This is a genomic window from Citrobacter sp. RHBSTW-00944 (assembly GCF_013615435.1).
GTDB classification, from domain to species: domain Bacteria; phylum Pseudomonadota; class Gammaproteobacteria; order Enterobacterales; family Enterobacteriaceae; genus Citrobacter; species Citrobacter braakii.
In genome coordinates, this window is record NZ_CP055418.1 from 2,906,477 (window position 1) to 2,922,469 (window position 15,993).

Below are 15,993 nucleotides of genomic sequence, written 5' to 3' on the forward strand. Positions count from 1 at the left end.
TTCCCCCATTTTTAGCAAGGGAGATATTATGCGTTACTGCTTATTGTGCCTGAGTTTGCTGCTCTCTCCGCTGGCGGCTTTCGCCGAGGACGCCAGTTGGCAGCAAATCAAAAATGACGCCCGCGGTCAGACGGTGTGGTTCAACGCCTGGGGTGGCGACAACGCAGTTAACCAGTATCTCGACTGGGTTAGCGGCGAGATGAAAACACACTATGCCATTAACCTGAAAATCGTACGCCTGGCGGATGCCGCCGACGCCGTAAAACGTATCCAGACGGAAGCGGCATCTGGGCGAAAAACCGGTGGCTCGGTCGATTTACTGTGGGTGAACGGCGAAAATTTCCGCACGCTGAAAGAAGCCGGGCTGCTACAGACCCAGTGGGCACAAACGCTGCCTAACTGGCGCTATGTTGATACCCAGAAACCGGTGAACGAAGACTTTTCCATTCCAACGGAGGGGGCTGAATCACCGTGGGGCGGCGCACAGCTCACCTTTATTGCCAGGCACGATCTCACCGCGCAGCCGCCGCAATCCCCGCAGGCACTGCTTGAGTTTGCCCAGGCGCACCCTGGCACGGTGACCTATCCGCGCCCGCCAGACTTTACCGGAACGGCTTTTCTTGAGCAGTTGTTAATTTCGCTCACCAACAAGCCGCAGGCGCTGAAAATAGCGCCCGATGCGTCCACATTCGCCGACGTTACCGCTCCATTGTGGCATTACCTTGATGCTTTGCATCCTGCCCTGTGGCGCGAAGGTAAAGATTTTCCGCCCACGCCCGCGCGAATGGATGCGCTGCTCAACGGTGGCACCCTGCGTTTATCAATGACCTTTAATCCTGCCCACGCGCAGCAAAAAGTGGCCAGCGGTGAATTACCCAAAAGCAGCTATAGTTTTGGTTTCTCACAGGGCATGCTCGGCAACGTGCATTTTGTCACCATTCCAGCGAATGCGCGTGCCAGCGCCGGAGCGAAAGTCGTGGCAAATTTCCTGCTTTCACCCGAAGCGCAGCTGCGTAAAGCCGACCCGTCAGTCTGGGGAGATCCTTCGGTGCTTGATCCACAAAAATTGCCTGTCGACCAGCGTAATGCGCTGCTGGCGCGGATCCCACAAGGGCTCCCTGCCGTACTGCCAGAACCGCATGCTGCATGGGTAAACGCTCTGGAACAAGAATGGCTACGCCGCTACGGTACACATTAATTCTGCTACTCTGGGCCATCATGGCGGGCGTTTATCTGCCGCTGGCGCCAGCGGCTTTTTCTCTGATAACGCCGGCGCTGAGCACCAGACACTGGCTGGCGCTATTTAGCGATCCTCAACTCCCGCAGGCGTTACTGGCAACGCTGGTTTCCGTAAGCCTCGCGGCTGGCGGCGCGCTGATCATCGCCCTGCTGGCGATCCTCGCCTTATGGCCCGGCGCGGGCTGGGCGCGTCTGTGCACGCGTCTTCCGTGGCTGCTGGCGATTCCGCACGTTGCCTTCGCCACCAGCGTGCTGTTGGTTTTTGCCGAAGGCGGCATGCTCTGGCAATGGCTCCCGTTCCTCAGCCCCCAGCCTGACCGCTACGGCATTGGGCTTGGCGTGACGCTGGCGGTAAAAGAGAGTGCCTTTTTGTTATGGATCCTCTCAGCTCTGCTGAGTGAAAAACAGCTTTCGCAGCAGGTTATCGTCCTGGATTCGCTGGGTTACAGCCGACTGCAATGCCTGAACTGGCTGGTTCTGCCCTCTCTCGCCCCCGCGTTAGGCAAAGCCATGCTGGCGATTGTCGCCTGGTCGCTCTCGGTAGTGGATGTAGCAATCGTCCTTGGTCCCGGAAACCCACCAACACTTGCCGTGTTGAGCTGGCAATGGCTCAGTCAGGGCGATGCCGAGCAACAGGCTAAAGGAGCACTCGCCAGCCTGCTGCTGGTACTGCTGCTACTCATCATCGCGCTGGTGGGGTATCTGCTCTGGCGCGCCTGGCAACGCACTATTCCCGCAGTAAACGGGGAACGCCTGCGTTTTTCATCCTGTACAATCGGCCGTTCGCTGGTACAACTTTTGCCCTTTGGCGGTGTGGTGTGCGCGCTGGTTCTGGCGCTGATCGCCAGCTATTCGTCGCTAAATAGCGAGGCGCTCAGCAATAGCCTGCAACTGGGGCTTCTCTCCAGCGTGCTGGCGCTGCTGATACTTTTTGCCTGGCTGGAATGGGGTCCACAAACCGGACACCGTTGGGTCTGGCTACCGCTCATTTTGCCTGCGCTGCCGCTGGTAACTGGACAGTATCTGTTGGCGTTATATGCCGGACAGGATGGGCTGATGATAACCATTGTCTGGGGACACCTGCTGTGGGTGATGCCATGGATGCTGTTTGTGCTCAAACCTGCGTGGCAACGCATTGACCCACGATTGATTTTGATTGCGCAAACGCTGGGTTGGACCCGGGGGCGCATATTCTGGCAAGTAAAATGTCCGCAGCTGGCGCGCCCGGCGCTGGTTGCCTTCGCGGTAGGGTTCTCAGTCAGTATCGCCCAGTATATGCCGACGCTGTGGTTAGGCGCCGGGCGCTATCCCACGCTGACCACCGAAGCGGTGGCATTAAGCAGCGGCGGTAGCACCGCCATTCTGGCAACCCAGGCGCTATGGCAGCTTCTGTTACCGCTTATAATTTTCGCACTGGCGGCGTTTCTCGCTGCGTGGATTGGCCGCTTTCGACAAGGACTCCGCTAATGCTCATTGTACAAGGCGTTTCGTTGTACCAGGGTACGACGGCGCTACTGAAGGACGTTAATTTCCAGGTTAATAAAAGTGACATTGTCACCATTATGGGACCTTCCGGCAGCGGTAAGTCTTCGTTATTTTCGTGGATGATCGGGGCGTTGTCTCCTCAGTTTCAGGCGTCAGGCGAACTGTGGCTCAACGAACAGCGCGTAGACACACTGCCTACTGCGCAGCGCCAGATTGGCATTCTGTTTCAGGATGCGCTGCTGTTTGACAATTTCAGCGTTGGGCAGAATTTACTGCTGGCCTTACCCGCCAGCGTGCAAGGTCCCGCCAGACGCCATGAGGTGGAAAGCGCCCTCGCACGCGCGGGCCTGGCAGGATTTTATTCACGCGATCCGGCTTCGCTCTCCGGCGGGCAACGCTCGCGTGTCGCCCTGCTTCGCGCGCTGCTGGCGCAACCCCAGGCGCTGTTACTCGATGAACCCTTTAGCAGGCTGGATGCGTCGCTGCGCGATACCTTTCTCCAGTGGGTCTTCACCGAAGTACGTAAACTGGGTATTCCGGTGGTCCAGGTTACCCACGATGCGCAGGACGTTCCGCCAGCAGGTCGCGTATTACAGATGGAAAACTGGGCGTGAATGTGGCGATATGCTGCGTTAACGCAAGGTTTTTACTTAACTGGCGGCACAGAATGTCGTCCTCTTTTTCAACGTCGGGCTATTCGATGAAACGTGTTTCTCAAATGACCGCGCTGGCACTGGCTTTAGGGCTCGCTTGCGCTTCTTCCTGGGCTGCTGAAACAGCACAGACGCTCACCCTCAACCAGTTACAGCAAAAGCAAGGCGCGGCGATCGATACCCGTCAGAGCGCTTTTTACAACGGCTGGCCGCAATCGCTTAATGGTCCTTCAGGACACGAGCCTTCCGCACTGAACCTGTCTGCCGCCTGGCTCGACAAGATGAATGATGAACAACTCAGCGCCTGGGTTAAGGCGCATCACCTGAAAACCGACGCGCCGGTGGCATTGTATGGCAGCGATACTGACATGCAGGCCGTCAAATCCCGCCTGCAGAAAGTCGGCTTTAACGCTATCTCAACCCTCAGCGATGCGCTTACGGACCCTGCCCGCCTGCAACGTCTGCCGCACTTCGAACAGTTGGTTTACCCGCAGTGGCTGCACGACCTTCAGCAGGGTAAAGAGGTGACCGCCAAACCGGCCGGTGACTGGAAAGTGATTGAAGCCGCCTGGGGCGCGCCGAAGTTGTATCTGCTCAGCCATATCCCTGGCGCGGGCTACATTGATACCAACGAAGTCGAAAGCGAACCGCTGTGGAATAAAGTGTCCGACGCGCAGCTCAAAGCGATGCTGGCGAAACACGGCATCCGCCACGACACCACGGTGATTTTATACGGCCGCGATGTCTACGCCGCCGCGCGCGTGGCACAAATTATGCTGTATGCAGGTGTGAAAGATGTTCGTCTGCTCGACGGCGGCTGGCAGACCTGGTCTGATTCAGGTTTACCGGTCGAACGCGGTACGGCACCAACGGTGAAGCCTGAACCTGATTTCGGCGTGACGATCCCTGCCCAACCGCAACTGATGCTGGATATGGAACAGGCTCGCGGTCTGCTGCATCGCCAGGATGCGTCTTTGGTGAGCATTCGTTCATGGCCGGAATTTATCGGTACGACCAGCGGCTATAGCTACATTAAGCCAAAAGGTGAGATCGCAGGGGCGCGTTGGGGCCATGCAGGCAGCGACTCCACCCACATGGAAGATTTCCATAATCCGGATGGCACCATGCGCAGCGCCGATGACATCGCCGCCATGTGGAAGCAATGGAATATCCTGCCACAGCAGCAGGTCTCATTCTATTGTGGTACCGGCTGGCGTGCTTCGGAAACGTTTATGTATGCCCGCGCAATGGGCTGGAAAAACGTCTCCGTCTACGACGGCGGCTGGTATGAGTGGAGCAGCTCTCCAAAAAACCCGGTCACCAGCGGTGAACGGGGTCCGGACGCCAGCAAGTAAGATTGTCATTGTTGCCGGATGCGGCGAGAACGCTTTACCCAGCCTACATAAACCATCGTTGTAGGCCGAATAAGCGAAGCGCATCCGGCAACGCACTACGTTACGCCTGACGCTGGATCGCCTTCAGCGTCAGATATCCGCTCCAGATCCGGGTGAACGTCGTCATCCAGCACAGCGCGCCAAAGACCCACGCCATTACGGCAAAATATTCCGGGAACAGACATCCCAACACAAACAGCAAAATCGTCTCGGTTCCTTCGGTCAGTCCGCCCAGATAATAAAACGATTTATGCGCATAACCGGGGTTATCAATCTGATGCTTTGCCGCCAGCGCGGCGAAGGCCAGGAAGCTGCTGCCGGTGCCAATAAATGCGAACAACAGCCAACCGCCTGCCAGCGCATTTTGCGCCGGCGCAGCAAGAATAAAACCAAACGGCACTAAGGCGTAAAACAGAAAATCGAGCGAGATATCGAGAAATCCTCCCGCGTCCGTTAGCCCTCTGCGCCGTGCCAGCGCCCCATCCAGCCCGTCAAACAGCCGATTGAGCACAATAGCCACCAGCGCCGCCATATACCAGCCTAACGCCAGAAATGGCAACGCCAGCACGCCAATAGCAAAACCGACCAGCGTAAGTCCGTCCGGGGTAATCGCCGGTCGATCAATGATGCCCACGCAGCGATGCAAAAGCGGTTTTAATCGCGGATGAAGATGACGGTCAAGCATGCGGGCGTCCTTTAAAACTGTCGCACAGTCCCTGGGAGGGAATATCGAGAGCGGCATTAAAACGCGCCGAGAGATTTTGAAACGCAATCAGCGCGGTCATTTCAGTAATGGCGTCATCGGTAAAATACTGCTTCATCTGCGCTTTCAGCGCATCGTCAACCTGTGGTGGCGTTGCGGTGACCGCATCAGCATAGGCCAGCCCTACACGTTCTTCTGCGCTAAATAGCGTCGATTCTTGCCAGTTGGCAACCTGTAAGACTTTATCCAGCGCGCCGCAGCGTTCAGCCAGCCGTAAACTGTTGGCGTCAACGCAGAAAGCGCAGTGGCACATCTGAGAAACGCGGGTCATCAACAGCGCGCGCATCACTGGCGACAGGCGTGCCTTTTTACGCTCCAGAAACCCGACAAACAGCGCCACCAGCCAGAACAGGAACGGCATCCGCCCCCACCAGCGCGTGGGATGCAGCACATCGCCATAATGTTTTTTCTGTGTAGCAACGAGCGGTTGCAAACTGGAAGGGATACGCGTTAACGGTTTTACCCACGACTGAGGATCGTTCAACGGTGGCTCCTGAATACTTTAGATAAAACAAAGATAACGATAGTATGTCATTTTCTACCGTTAGATCTTGATGAATATAATGAAAACCCTCGACGTGGTCGCCGCTATCATTGAACGTGATGGCAAAATTTTACTGGCTCAACGCCCGCAGCATGCGGATCAGTCAGGTATGTGGGAGTTTGCTGGCGGTAAGGTTGAGCCGGGGGAAAGTCAGCCAGAGGCGCTGGTCCGTGAACTGCGTGAAGAGTTGGGCATCGAGGCGGTCGTTGGGCGCTACATTGCCAGCCATCAACGCGAGGTTTCAGGCCGACTCATTCACTTACATGCCTGGCATGTACCGTCATATCAGGGGGAGCTGAGAGCGTATGAGCATCAGGATATCGTCTGGTGTTCACCCGAAGAGGCGCTGCGTTATCCGCTGGCGCCTGCCGATATCCCGCTATTAGAAGCGTTTATCCTTTTACGCGACGCCAGACCAGCGGATTCGTGCTGATCGTTTTATCATCACGCTGGCACTGAAGCAAAACGCCATCCGCTTTAATCACCGCCCCTTCTGAGTAGTTTTGATCCTGATAAATACAGCACTGACTACAGGGTTGCGCCCGCTGACCGCTGAAACTGAACACTTCCGGCGGGACATTCACCTGCACGTCCGGGCGATAGAGCTGATTTGCCAGCGTCGCGCTGGACACCAGTGCCAACGCTCCTGCCATGATTATACGGCGCATATTCTTTCCTTTTTGACTGACAGTTATGCTCAGTATAACGGTATAAACCGGCAGAAACTTTAGCCCTTGCCATCATCGCTTTTGGTTATGACCCACGCCGCAATATTAATTTACTTAGCGCGGTTAATTTTTTCTTGCGTCCCGTCACACTGCTGATGTTATAGTCAAAAACTGCAAAACACTTAACACAAAAATCAAAAATATAACCATATCAATACATAAGAGGTATTTATATCTATGGATCAGACATGTTCTCTGGAGTCATTCCTTAACCAAGTGCAAAAGCGCGACCCGAATCAGACCGAGTTCGCGCAAGCCGTTCGTGAGGTAATGACGACACTGTGGCCCTTCCTCGAGCAAAACCCGCGTTATCGTCAGATGTCGTTGCTGGAACGTCTGGTTGAACCGGAGCGCGTGATCCAGTTCCGCGTCGTCTGGCTGGACGATCGCAATCAGGTGCAGGTCAACCGCGCGTGGCGCGTGCAGTTTAGCTCCGCCATTGGCCCATACAAAGGCGGGATGCGTTTCCACCCTTCCGTGAACCTGTCGATCCTGAAATTCCTTGGCTTCGAGCAAACATTTAAAAACGCCCTCACCACGCTGCCAATGGGCGGGGGGAAAGGCGGGAGCGATTTCGATCCGAAAGGTAAAAGCGAAGGCGAAATCATGCGTTTCTGCCAGGCGCTGATGACCGAACTGTTCCGCCATTTAGGACCCGATACCGATGTTCCGGCGGGCGATATCGGCGTAGGCGGCCGTGAAGTCGGCTTTATGGCCGGGATGATGAAAAAACTGTCCAACAACAGCGCCTGCGTCTTTACCGGTAAAGGTCTCTCTTTCGGCGGCAGCCTGATTCGCCCGGAAGCTACCGGCTACGGTCTGGTGTACTTCACCGAAGCGATGCTCAAACGCCATGGCCTGGGCTTTGAAGGCATGCGCGTGGCCGTCTCTGGTTCCGGTAACGTGGCGCAATTCGCCATTGAGAAAGCCATGGAGTTTGGCGCGCGAGTAGTCACCGCCTCCGATTCCAGCGGTACCGTGGTCGACGAAAGCGGATTTACCAAAGAAAAACTGGCGCGTCTGTGCGCGATCAAAGACAGCCGCGACGGCCGCGTGGCGGATTACGCCCGCGAATTTGGCCTGACCTATCTGGAAGGCCAACAGCCGTGGTCGGTTCCGGTTGATATCGCCCTGCCGTGCGCCACCCAGAACGAACTTGATGTCGATGCGGCACGCGTGCTGATCGCCAACGGCGTGAAGGCTGTCGCCGAAGGGGCAAACATGCCTACCACCATCGAGGCCACCGATCTGTTCCTGGAAGCGGGTGTATTGTTCGCGCCGGGTAAAGCGGCCAACGCGGGAGGCGTAGCGACATCCGGTCTCGAAATGGCGCAGAACGCCGCACGTCTGGGCTGGAAAGCGGAGAAAGTGGATGCGCGCCTGCACCACATTATGCTGGATATTCACCATGCCTGCGTCGAGTACGGCGGCGAAAGCAAGCAAACCAACTACGTACGTGGCGCCAACATCGCGGGATTCGTGAAAGTTGCCGACGCGATGTTGGGCCAGGGTGTGATTTAATTCAGATCTGTTGTTCCCGTAGGCTAGATACGGCACACGTGCCTTATCCAGCCTAAGAGCGCATTACAGGCCCGCCTCTTCAGATGGCGGGCTTTTTTTCGCCGTGCGTTTACGCGGCGCACTCTTTTTCTTGTCACCACCACTACTACCCGGTGCGGCAATACCACGGAAGCGTCGTACCGGCGTGCTGCGCGCCTGATCGATTAGCTGATACAGCGTCCCCACCAGCGGCTGCATGAAATCCTGATATCGACACTGCTTTTCGCTGATTTGGGTCAGGATAGATTCCCAGTGCGCGGTCATATCCGGGCGCGTCGCCATTTCAGGCAGCGAATGAAACAGCGCTTTTCCGGCATCGGTAGAATGGATATAGCGCCCCTTCTTCACCAGGAAACCACGCTTAAACAGCAGCTCGATAATCCCGGCGCGCGTCGCTTCCGTTCCCAGTCCGTCCGTTGCGCGCAGGATCTTTTTCAGATCTTTATCCTGCACAAAGCGCGCGATTCCGGTCATCGCTGACAGTAGCGTGGCATCGGTAAAGTGCCGCGGAGGCTGGGTCTGTCGTTCAACCACTTCGCCTTTTTCGCACAGCAGTTCGTCGTCTTTTGCCACCACCGGCAGCGGCGTCCCGTCGTTATCTTCGTCGCGCTCTTTGTTGCCAAGCAGCGTACGCCATCCGGCCTCCGCCAGAAAACGGGCTTTGGCGACAAACTTACCTTTCGCGATGTCCAGCTCAATAACGCACTTCCTGAATACCGCATCCGCGCAAAACTGCATCAGATATTGACGGGCAATCAGGTTGTATATCTTCGCTTCATTATCGTTCAGGTTGATGGACGAACTGCGCGCGGTTGGAATGATGGCGTGGTGGGCATCCACTTTTTTATCATCCCAACAGCGGTTTCGCGTATCGGGATTGACCGCCGGTTGCGGAAGCAGATCCGGCGCATGGACGCTAATCGCGTTCAGCACCGCGTGACGTCCGGCAAAGTGTTCTTCCGGCAGATAACGGCTATCCGAACGCGGATAGGTGATCAGTTTATGGGTTTCATACAGCTTCTGGCAGATATCCAGAACGTTTTGCGCACTTAAGCCAAAGCGTTTCGCCGCTTCAATCTGCAACGCCGACAGCGAAAACGGCAGCGGCGCGGATTCTGATTCCCGTTTATCGTTATAGCTGGTGACAATCGCCGGCTGACCGTTAATGCGGTTTACCACGTGTTCAGCCAGCGAGCGATTCAGCAAGCGCCCTTCTTCATCCTGATGCGGCTCACACGCTTCGCTCGGCTGCCAGATAGCGGTAAACCGCTCATCGGCGGGCGTCACGATATGCGCTTTCACCTCGAAGAAGTCTTTGGCAACGAAGTTTTCAATCTCTTCATCGCGACGCACAACCAGTCCGAGCACCGGCGTTTGCACGCGCCCGACCGAAAGTACGCCCTGATAGCCCGCGTTACGCCCCAGAATGGTATAAGCGCGCGTCATGTTGATACCGTACAGCCAGTCCGCCCGCGCTCGCGCCAGTGCCGACACGCAAAGGGGGATGAACTCACTGTTGGCGCGCAGACGCTCAATCGCCCGCTCGACGGCCTGCGGGTTGAGGTCGTTAATCAGGCAGCGTTGCACCTGCTGGCGCTTTTCAGGGGCCAGTTGCAGGTAATCCAGCACTTCATCCACCAGCAGCTGTCCTTCACGATCGGGGTCACCTGCGTGAATGACTTCACTGGCCTCATGCAAAAATCGCTTAATAACGTTGAGCTGTTTGGTCACCGAGGGACGCGGCTGCAGTTGCCACTTTTCCGGGACAATCGGCAGATCAACCAGACTCCAGCGAGCATAACGACTGTCGTAGGCATCTGGCTGCGCCTGCTCAAGCAGGTGACCAATACACCAGGTCACCACTTGCCCGTTTCCGCATTCGATAAAACCGTCACCTTTGCGATGTGGCTTCGGCAGCACATCGGCGATAGCGCGCGCCAGACTCGGTTTTTCGGCAATAAACAACCGCATCGAGTTAACGGATCTCAACCATGGCGCGACCGCCACGAGCTTCCACTAACTCACCAATCGCGGTGAGGTCGATGCCAAACTGCGCCGCTGACGCTTTAACTTCGGCTTCAGCTTCCGGCGTTACCGCTAACAGCAGACCACCGGAAGTTTGCGGATCGCAGAGCAGATCGCGAACCGACTGCGGCATTTCACCCATCAGGTGTCCGTAGCTGGCAAAGTTACGCTGGGTACCGCCCGGCACCGCGCCCTGCGCGATGTATTCTTCAACACCTGGCAGCTTAGGAATAGCCTGGTAGACGATCTGCGCCTGAACGCCGGCCCCCTGACACATCTCGCTCAGATGCCCCAGCAGCCCAAAACCGGTAACGTCGGTCATGGCTTTCACGCCGTCGATATCGGCAAATGCCGCCCCGGCAATGTTCATCCGGCACATCACTTCCGTCGCCAGCCCTTTGTGCTCGTCCTTCAGCAGCGATTTTTTTTCTGCGGTGGTCAGGACACCAATACCCAGAGGCTTGGTCAAAAACAGCTTGCATCCCGCCTCGGCGGTGCTGTTTTTCTTCACGCGTTCAGTTGGAACAACGCCGGTTACCGCAAGACCAAAGATAGGCTCAGGGGCATCAATAGAGTGCCCCCCCGCCAGCGCGATACCCGCCTGACGGCAGGCAAAGCGTCCGCCTTCGGTTACTTCGCGGGCGATTTCCGGCGCCAGCTTATCAAGCGGCCAGCCCAGGATAGCAATTGCCATAATCGGTTTGCCGCCCATGGCGAAAATATCGCTGATGGCGTTGGTGGCGGCGATGCGGCCAAAATCAAACGGATTATCGACAATCGGCATAAAGAAATCGGTGGTGCTGATTACGCTGGTGCCGTTTCCCAGATCGTATACAGCCGCGTCGTCGCGGGTTTCATTACCCACCAGTAAGTTTGGATCAACAAACTTCGCCTGCTCGCTGTGCAGGATGGTTTCCAGCACTTTCGGGGAGATTTTACAACCGCAACCGGCTCCGTGGCTGTATTGCGTTAAACGAATAGCTTGCTCGCTCATGGACATCTCCTGTCATTGCAATCCGGATATGGTAGCGCTCATTCCATGATGTGGTAAGAGTGACTGTCTGAATTCGGGTGCCTTTGCTCATAATCCAGACAGTTTTGCCGTTGATATCAGAAATAACGGACGAATGCGCTCGGATCGGCAAGGGTAATCGTCGTGGAAGCTTTCAACTGTGGTGTGCCCAGATAGAGAAAACCGACGATTTTATCCTGTGGGCGACAGTCAAACGCTTCGCGGACGACCTCACTTTCGGTTAATGCGCCACTGCGCCAGATACCGCCAAAGCCCTGGGCAATGGCAGCCATCTGCATGGCCATAACCGCACAACCGGCAGACATTTCCTGTTCCCATAGCGGAACCTTGTCGTTTGCTTCACATTTCGCTACCACGGTAATAATCAGCGGTGCGCGAAACGGCGCGCTGCGCGCTTTTTCCTGGGCCTTCTCATCGCTGCCAGATGCAATAGCGCCTTTTTCAAGCACGGCGGCAAAGCGTTCACGCCCTTCGCCCTCAATGACAAAGAATTGCCACGGTTGCAGCGTTTTGTGGTCCGGCGCGCGCATTCCCGCACGCAGAATATTTTGCAGTTGCTCTCCTGCCGGGGCCGGTTCGACGAGACGAGAGGCGCTACGACGGGTCATAAGTAATTCGAGTGCATCCATTTGCTTAACTCCAACAATGAAATTTGTTCACAAAATTAACACGTGAGCGGATTTTGTTACAGCACAGGCGGTGATTCCTGCTGACAAGTGCCTGTCGGGTCATTACGATAGCCTCATCTTATCGCCTTTCTCCGGGATTTCGGGGTGGCGTGTTGTTAATTGGTAGGGAGAATACATGCGAACCCTGTGGCGATTTATTGCCGGATTTTTTAAATGGACATGGCGATTACTCAATTTCGTCCGTGAATTTGTGCTTAACCTGTTCTTCATCTTTTTGGTGCTGGTTGGCGTGGGCATCTGGATGCAGGTCAGCAGCAGCAACACCAGCGAACACGCTGAGCGAGGCGCGCTGCTGCTGGATATCTCCGGGGTGATTGTCGATAAGCCTTCGAGCACCAGTCGTTTAAGCGTTATTGGCCGTCAGCTGTTTGGCGCCAGTTCCGATCGTCTGCAGGAAAACTCCCTGTTCGATATCGTGAATACTATTCGCCAGGCAAAAGATGATCGCAACATCACCGGCATCGTGATGGATCTGAAAAATTTTGCCGGGGCAGACCAGCCTTCCATGCAGTATATCGGCAAAGCACTGCGGGAATTCCGCGACAGCGGTAAACCGGTCTTTGCCGTGGGCGATAACTTCAGCCAGGGGCAGTATTACCTCGCCAGTTTTGCTAACAAAATTTACCTCTCTCCGCAGGGTTCCGTTGATCTGCACGGCTTTGCCACCAACGGTCTGTACTACAAGTCCCTGCTCGATAAGCTGAAAGTTTCCACGCACGTATTCCGCGTCGGGACCTATAAGTCTGCCGTAGAACCGTTTATCCGCGATGATATGTCTCCTGCCGCGCGTGAAGCCGACAGTCGCTGGATCGGCGAGCTGTGGCAGAACTATCTCGACACGGTCGCCGCCAACCGCCAGATCCCAGCTCAGCAGGTGTTCCCTGGCGCACAGGCAATGCTGGACGGTTTGACGAAGGTCGATGGAGATACGGCGAAATATGCGCTCGACAACAAACTGGTGGATGCACTCGCCTCCAGCGCCGAAGTCGAAAAAATGCTGACCAAACAGTTTGGCTGGAGCAAAGCGGATAAAAACTATCGCGCCGTCAGCTATTACGATTATTCGCTGAAAACGCCGGCGGATACCGGAGACAGCATTGGCGTTATCTTCGCGAACGGCGCGATTATGGACGGTGAAGAAACCCCAGGAAATGTGGGGGGCGACACCACTGCCGCACAAATCCGCGAAGCACGTCTCGATCCGAAAGTGAAAGCTATTGTTCTGCGCGTGAACAGTCCTGGCGGCAGCGTCAGCGCCTCGGAAGTCATTCGTGCTGAGCTGGCTGCGGCAAAAGCGGCGGGTAAACCGGTTGTCGTGTCCATGGGCGGCATGGCGGCCTCCGGTGGCTACTGGATCTCCACCCCAGCCAGTTACATTGTGGCAAACCCCAGCACGTTAACCGGTTCAATCGGGATCTTTGGTGTGATCAACACCGTAGAAAACAGCCTGGATTCCATTGGTGTACATACCGATGGCGTGGCCACTTCCCCGCTGGCGGATATCTCCATCACCAAAGCGTTACCGCCTGAAGTGCAGCAAATGATGCAATTGAGCATTGAAAATGGCTATAAGCGCTTTATCACGCTGGTCGCGGATGCACGTAAGACAACCCCTGAGCAGATTGACAAAATCGCGCAGGGTCACGTCTGGACCGGTCAGGATGCGAAAGCCAACGGACTGGTAGACAGCCTCGGTGATTTTGACGACGCCATCGCGAAAGCGGCTGAGCTTGCCAAGCTGAAACAGTGGCACATTGCGTATTATCAGGATGAACCGACATTCGTCGATATGGTAATGGACAGCATGTCAGGCTCCGTTCGCGCCATGCTGCCCGAAGCTATTCAGGCCATGCTCCCGGCGCCGCTTGCTTCTGCGGCCAGTGCAGTTAAAGCGGAAAGCGATAAGCTGGCCGCGTTTAACGATCCGCAAAACCGATATGCGTTTTGCCTGACCTGCGCCAACGTTCGCTAACAATTGCCCCCTCTTCGGGATGAAGAGGGGTTTTCATTGAGACAGAAGAAAAGTCATGCAAAAGAAATCGATTTACGTTGCCTATACCGGCGGTACCATTGGTATGCAGCGCTCAGAACAGGGTTATATTCCTGTTTCTGGTCATCTCCAGCGTCAACTGGCATTGATGCCTGAATTCCACCGCCCGGAGATGCCAGACTTCACCATCCACGAATACGTCCCGTTGATGGATTCCTCCGACATGACGCCGGAAGACTGGCAGCATATTGCGGAAGACATTAAAGCACACTACGACGATTACGATGGTTTTGTCATTCTGCACGGCACCGACACCATGGCGTTTACGGCTTCAGCGCTCTCTTTTATGTTGGAGAACCTGGGTAAACCGGTAATTGTGACAGGGTCACAAATTCCGCTGGCAGAGCTACGTTCAGACGGGCAAATCAACCTGCTCAACGCGCTGTACGTTGCGGCAAATTACCCGATCAATGAAGTAACCCTGTTTTTCAACAATCGACTGTTTCGCGGCAACCGTACCACTAAAGCACACGCCGATGGCTTTGACGCCTTTGCCTCACCCAACCTTGCGCCGCTACTGGAAGCCGGGATCCACATCCGTCGACTGGGAACACCGCCAGCACCGCACGGCGCAGGCGAACTGATTGTTCATCCTATTACTCCACAACCGATTGGCGTGGTCACCATTTACCCAGGTATCTCCGCTGATGTGGTGCGTAACTTCCTGCGCCAGCCGGTAAAAGCGTTAATTTTGCGCTCCTACGGCGTGGGCAATGCACCGCAAAATAAAGAGTTTCTGCAAGAACTTGAAGATGCGAGCTCACGTGGCATTGTTGTGGTGAACCTGACCCAGTGTATGTCCGGCAAGGTAAACATGGGTGGCTATGCGACGGGTAATGCCCTCGCCCACGCTGGCGTGATTGGCGGCGCGGATATGACCGTCGAAGCCACGCTCACCAAATTGCACTATTTACTCAGTCAGGGACTGGATGTGCAGAGCATTCGTGAAGCTATGACGCAAAATCTGCGCGGCGAGCTCACCCCGGACGAATAAAGGAGTCTATGCCCATGGCCCGAGCCTTACTGTTGGTCGATTTACAAAATGACTTTTGTGCCGGCGGCGCTCTCGCTGTTCCGCAAGGCGACAGCACAATCGAGATTGCCAACCGTCTGATTGACTGGTGCGCCCTACGCGGCGACACGGTTGTTGCCAGTCTGGACTGGCATCCGGCTAATCACGGTAGTTTTGCCAGCCAGCATCAGGTCGCCCCCTACAGTCAAGGACAACTGGATGGTCTGGCGCAAACGTTCTGGCCCGATCATTGCGTGCAAAACAGCGAAGGAGCGGCCCTGCATCCGCTGCTGAAACAGCGTGCAATAGCGAAAACCTTCACCAAGGGCGAGAACCCGCTGGTCGACAGTTACAGTGCGTTTTTTGATAACGGTCGTCGTCAGGCAACCGCGCTGAACGCCTGGCTGCTCGAACACCGTATTGCTGAGCTTATTATCATGGGTCTGGCTAGCGACTATTGCGTTAAATTCACCGTTCTGGATGCGCTCGATCTTGGTTATACCGTCAGCGTTATTACCGACGGCTGCCGTGGCGTCAATATTCAACCCCAGGACAGTGCAGAGGCGTTTATGGAAATGGCCGCAGCGGGCGCAACGCTGTATACGCTTGATGACTGGCTGGAAACCCATCGCTAATATTTTAAAACGCCTTATCCGGCCTATTGAATTTGCGCATGTATGCAAATCTGTAGGCCAGAAAAAGGACTTGCGTCAACAATCAGTAATGTTTGCCCCAACCGATACAACCTACCAGAAATGGTTTGCCGCTTCGCCAACATGACGTGAACACCTTCGCATTTTTCCTGTTATGAAACTGTT

15 protein-coding genes are annotated in these 15,993 nt (G+C 55.6%); 9 read left to right on the forward strand and 6 right to left on the reverse strand.

Annotated elements, in window-relative coordinates; translation table 11 throughout:
* Window positions 1-28: 28 nt before the first annotated feature.
* The 4 genes from HV334_RS13995 to HV334_RS14010 all read left to right on the forward strand — a co-directional run bounded on the left by HV334_RS13995 (window position 29) and on the right by HV334_RS14010 (window position 4,732).
* Entirely contained in the window at window positions 29-1,198 is a 1,170-nt protein-coding gene (locus HV334_RS13995; RefSeq protein ID WP_181220517.1) for an ABC transporter substrate-binding protein, read from the forward strand.
* A complete protein-coding gene (locus HV334_RS14000) occupies window positions 1,171-2,706 on the forward strand; it encodes a thiamine ABC transporter permease (protein ID WP_181220518.1) in 1,536 nt (511 codons plus the stop codon). Before HV334_RS13995 ends, HV334_RS14000 begins: the two co-directional genes overlap by 28 nt.
* Window positions 2,706-3,338: an ATP-binding cassette domain-containing protein gene (locus tag HV334_RS14005; RefSeq protein ID WP_181220519.1), complete on the forward strand. Its 633-nt coding sequence runs from the start codon at window positions 2,706-2,708 to the stop codon at window positions 3,336-3,338. Before HV334_RS14000 ends, HV334_RS14005 begins: the two co-directional genes overlap by 1 nt.
* An 86-nt stretch (window positions 3,339-3,424) precedes the next feature.
* Window positions 3,425-4,732 carry a sulfurtransferase gene (locus tag HV334_RS14010; protein WP_181220520.1) on the forward strand — a complete coding sequence of 436 codons (1,308 nt, stop codon included), beginning with the start codon at window positions 3,425-3,427 and terminating at the stop codon, window positions 4,730-4,732.
* 100 nt (window positions 4,733-4,832) lie between these two features.
* Here HV334_RS14010 and HV334_RS14015 read toward each other — a convergent pair whose 3' ends face one another.
* Together HV334_RS14015 and HV334_RS14020 are read right to left on the reverse strand one after the other, a co-directional pair.
* Window positions 4,833-5,456 (reverse strand): CDP-alcohol phosphatidyltransferase family protein, encoded by a 624-nt coding sequence (locus HV334_RS14015; protein ID WP_181220521.1) that lies wholly within the window; start codon window positions 5,454-5,456, stop codon window positions 4,833-4,835.
* On the reverse strand, window positions 5,449-6,018 hold the full coding sequence (locus HV334_RS14020) for a carboxymuconolactone decarboxylase family protein (protein WP_103766208.1): 570 nt from the start codon (window positions 6,016-6,018) through the stop codon (window positions 5,449-5,451). The genes HV334_RS14015 and HV334_RS14020 overlap by 8 nt, the downstream gene beginning before the upstream one ends.
* 79 nt (window positions 6,019-6,097) lie before the next feature.
* Here HV334_RS14020 and HV334_RS14025 point away from each other — a divergent pair, with 79 nt between their 5' ends.
* Window positions 6,098-6,511 (forward strand): pyrimidine (deoxy)nucleoside triphosphate diphosphatase, encoded by a 414-nt coding sequence (locus HV334_RS14025; RefSeq protein WP_181220522.1) that lies wholly within the window; start codon window positions 6,098-6,100, stop codon window positions 6,509-6,511.
* On the opposite strand, the gene HV334_RS14030 is transcribed toward HV334_RS14025, so the two are convergent.
* The gene (locus HV334_RS14030) at window positions 6,471-6,731 is read right to left on the reverse strand and encodes a YnjH family protein (protein ID WP_219916543.1); all 261 of its coding nucleotides are present in this window, start codon (window positions 6,729-6,731) and stop codon (window positions 6,471-6,473) included. The genes HV334_RS14025 and HV334_RS14030 overlap by 41 nt on opposite strands.
* Window positions 6,732-6,983: 252 nt before the next feature.
* Here HV334_RS14030 and gdhA point away from each other — a divergent pair, with 252 nt between their 5' ends.
* Window positions 6,984-8,327 carry an NADP-specific glutamate dehydrogenase gene (gene gdhA / locus HV334_RS14035; protein ID WP_181220524.1) on the forward strand — a complete coding sequence of 448 codons (1,344 nt, stop codon included), beginning with the start codon at window positions 6,984-6,986 and terminating at the stop codon, window positions 8,325-8,327.
* Between the two features lie 63 nt (window positions 8,328-8,390).
* Here gdhA and topB read toward each other — a convergent pair whose 3' ends face one another.
* The 3 genes from topB to HV334_RS14050 all read right to left on the reverse strand — a co-directional run bounded on the left by topB (window position 8,391) and on the right by HV334_RS14050 (window position 12,053).
* Entirely contained in the window at window positions 8,391-10,337 is a 1,947-nt protein-coding gene (gene topB, locus HV334_RS14040; RefSeq protein WP_049282049.1) for a DNA topoisomerase III, read from the reverse strand.
* 4 nt (window positions 10,338-10,341) lie between these two features.
* Window positions 10,342-11,385 carry a selenide, water dikinase SelD gene (gene selD, locus HV334_RS14045; protein ID WP_103766207.1) on the reverse strand — a complete coding sequence of 348 codons (1,044 nt, stop codon included), beginning with the start codon at window positions 11,383-11,385 and terminating at the stop codon, window positions 10,342-10,344.
* A gap of 116 nt (window positions 11,386-11,501) precedes the next feature.
* Window positions 11,502-12,053 (reverse strand): NAD(P)H nitroreductase, encoded by a 552-nt coding sequence (locus tag HV334_RS14050; RefSeq protein ID WP_016152830.1) that lies wholly within the window; start codon window positions 12,051-12,053, stop codon window positions 11,502-11,504.
* Window positions 12,054-12,228: 175 nt separating this feature from the next.
* Between HV334_RS14050 and sppA the strand changes: the two genes are divergently transcribed.
* The 3 genes from sppA to pncA are packed head-to-tail and all read left to right on the forward strand — an operon-like array spanning window position 12,229 to window position 15,810.
* Window positions 12,229-14,085, forward strand: a complete 1,857-nt coding sequence (sppA, locus tag HV334_RS14055) for a signal peptide peptidase SppA (RefSeq protein WP_016156312.1) — start codon at window positions 12,229-12,231, stop codon at window positions 14,083-14,085.
* 55 nt (window positions 14,086-14,140) lie between these two features.
* Entirely contained in the window at window positions 14,141-15,157 is a 1,017-nt protein-coding gene (gene ansA, locus HV334_RS14060) for an asparaginase (protein ID WP_016156311.1), read from the forward strand.
* A gap of 8 nt (window positions 15,158-15,165) precedes the next feature.
* Window positions 15,166-15,810 (forward strand): bifunctional nicotinamidase/pyrazinamidase, encoded by a 645-nt coding sequence (pncA, locus tag HV334_RS14065; RefSeq protein ID WP_181220525.1) that lies wholly within the window; start codon window positions 15,166-15,168, stop codon window positions 15,808-15,810.
* Window positions 15,811-15,993 lie beyond the last annotated feature (183 nt).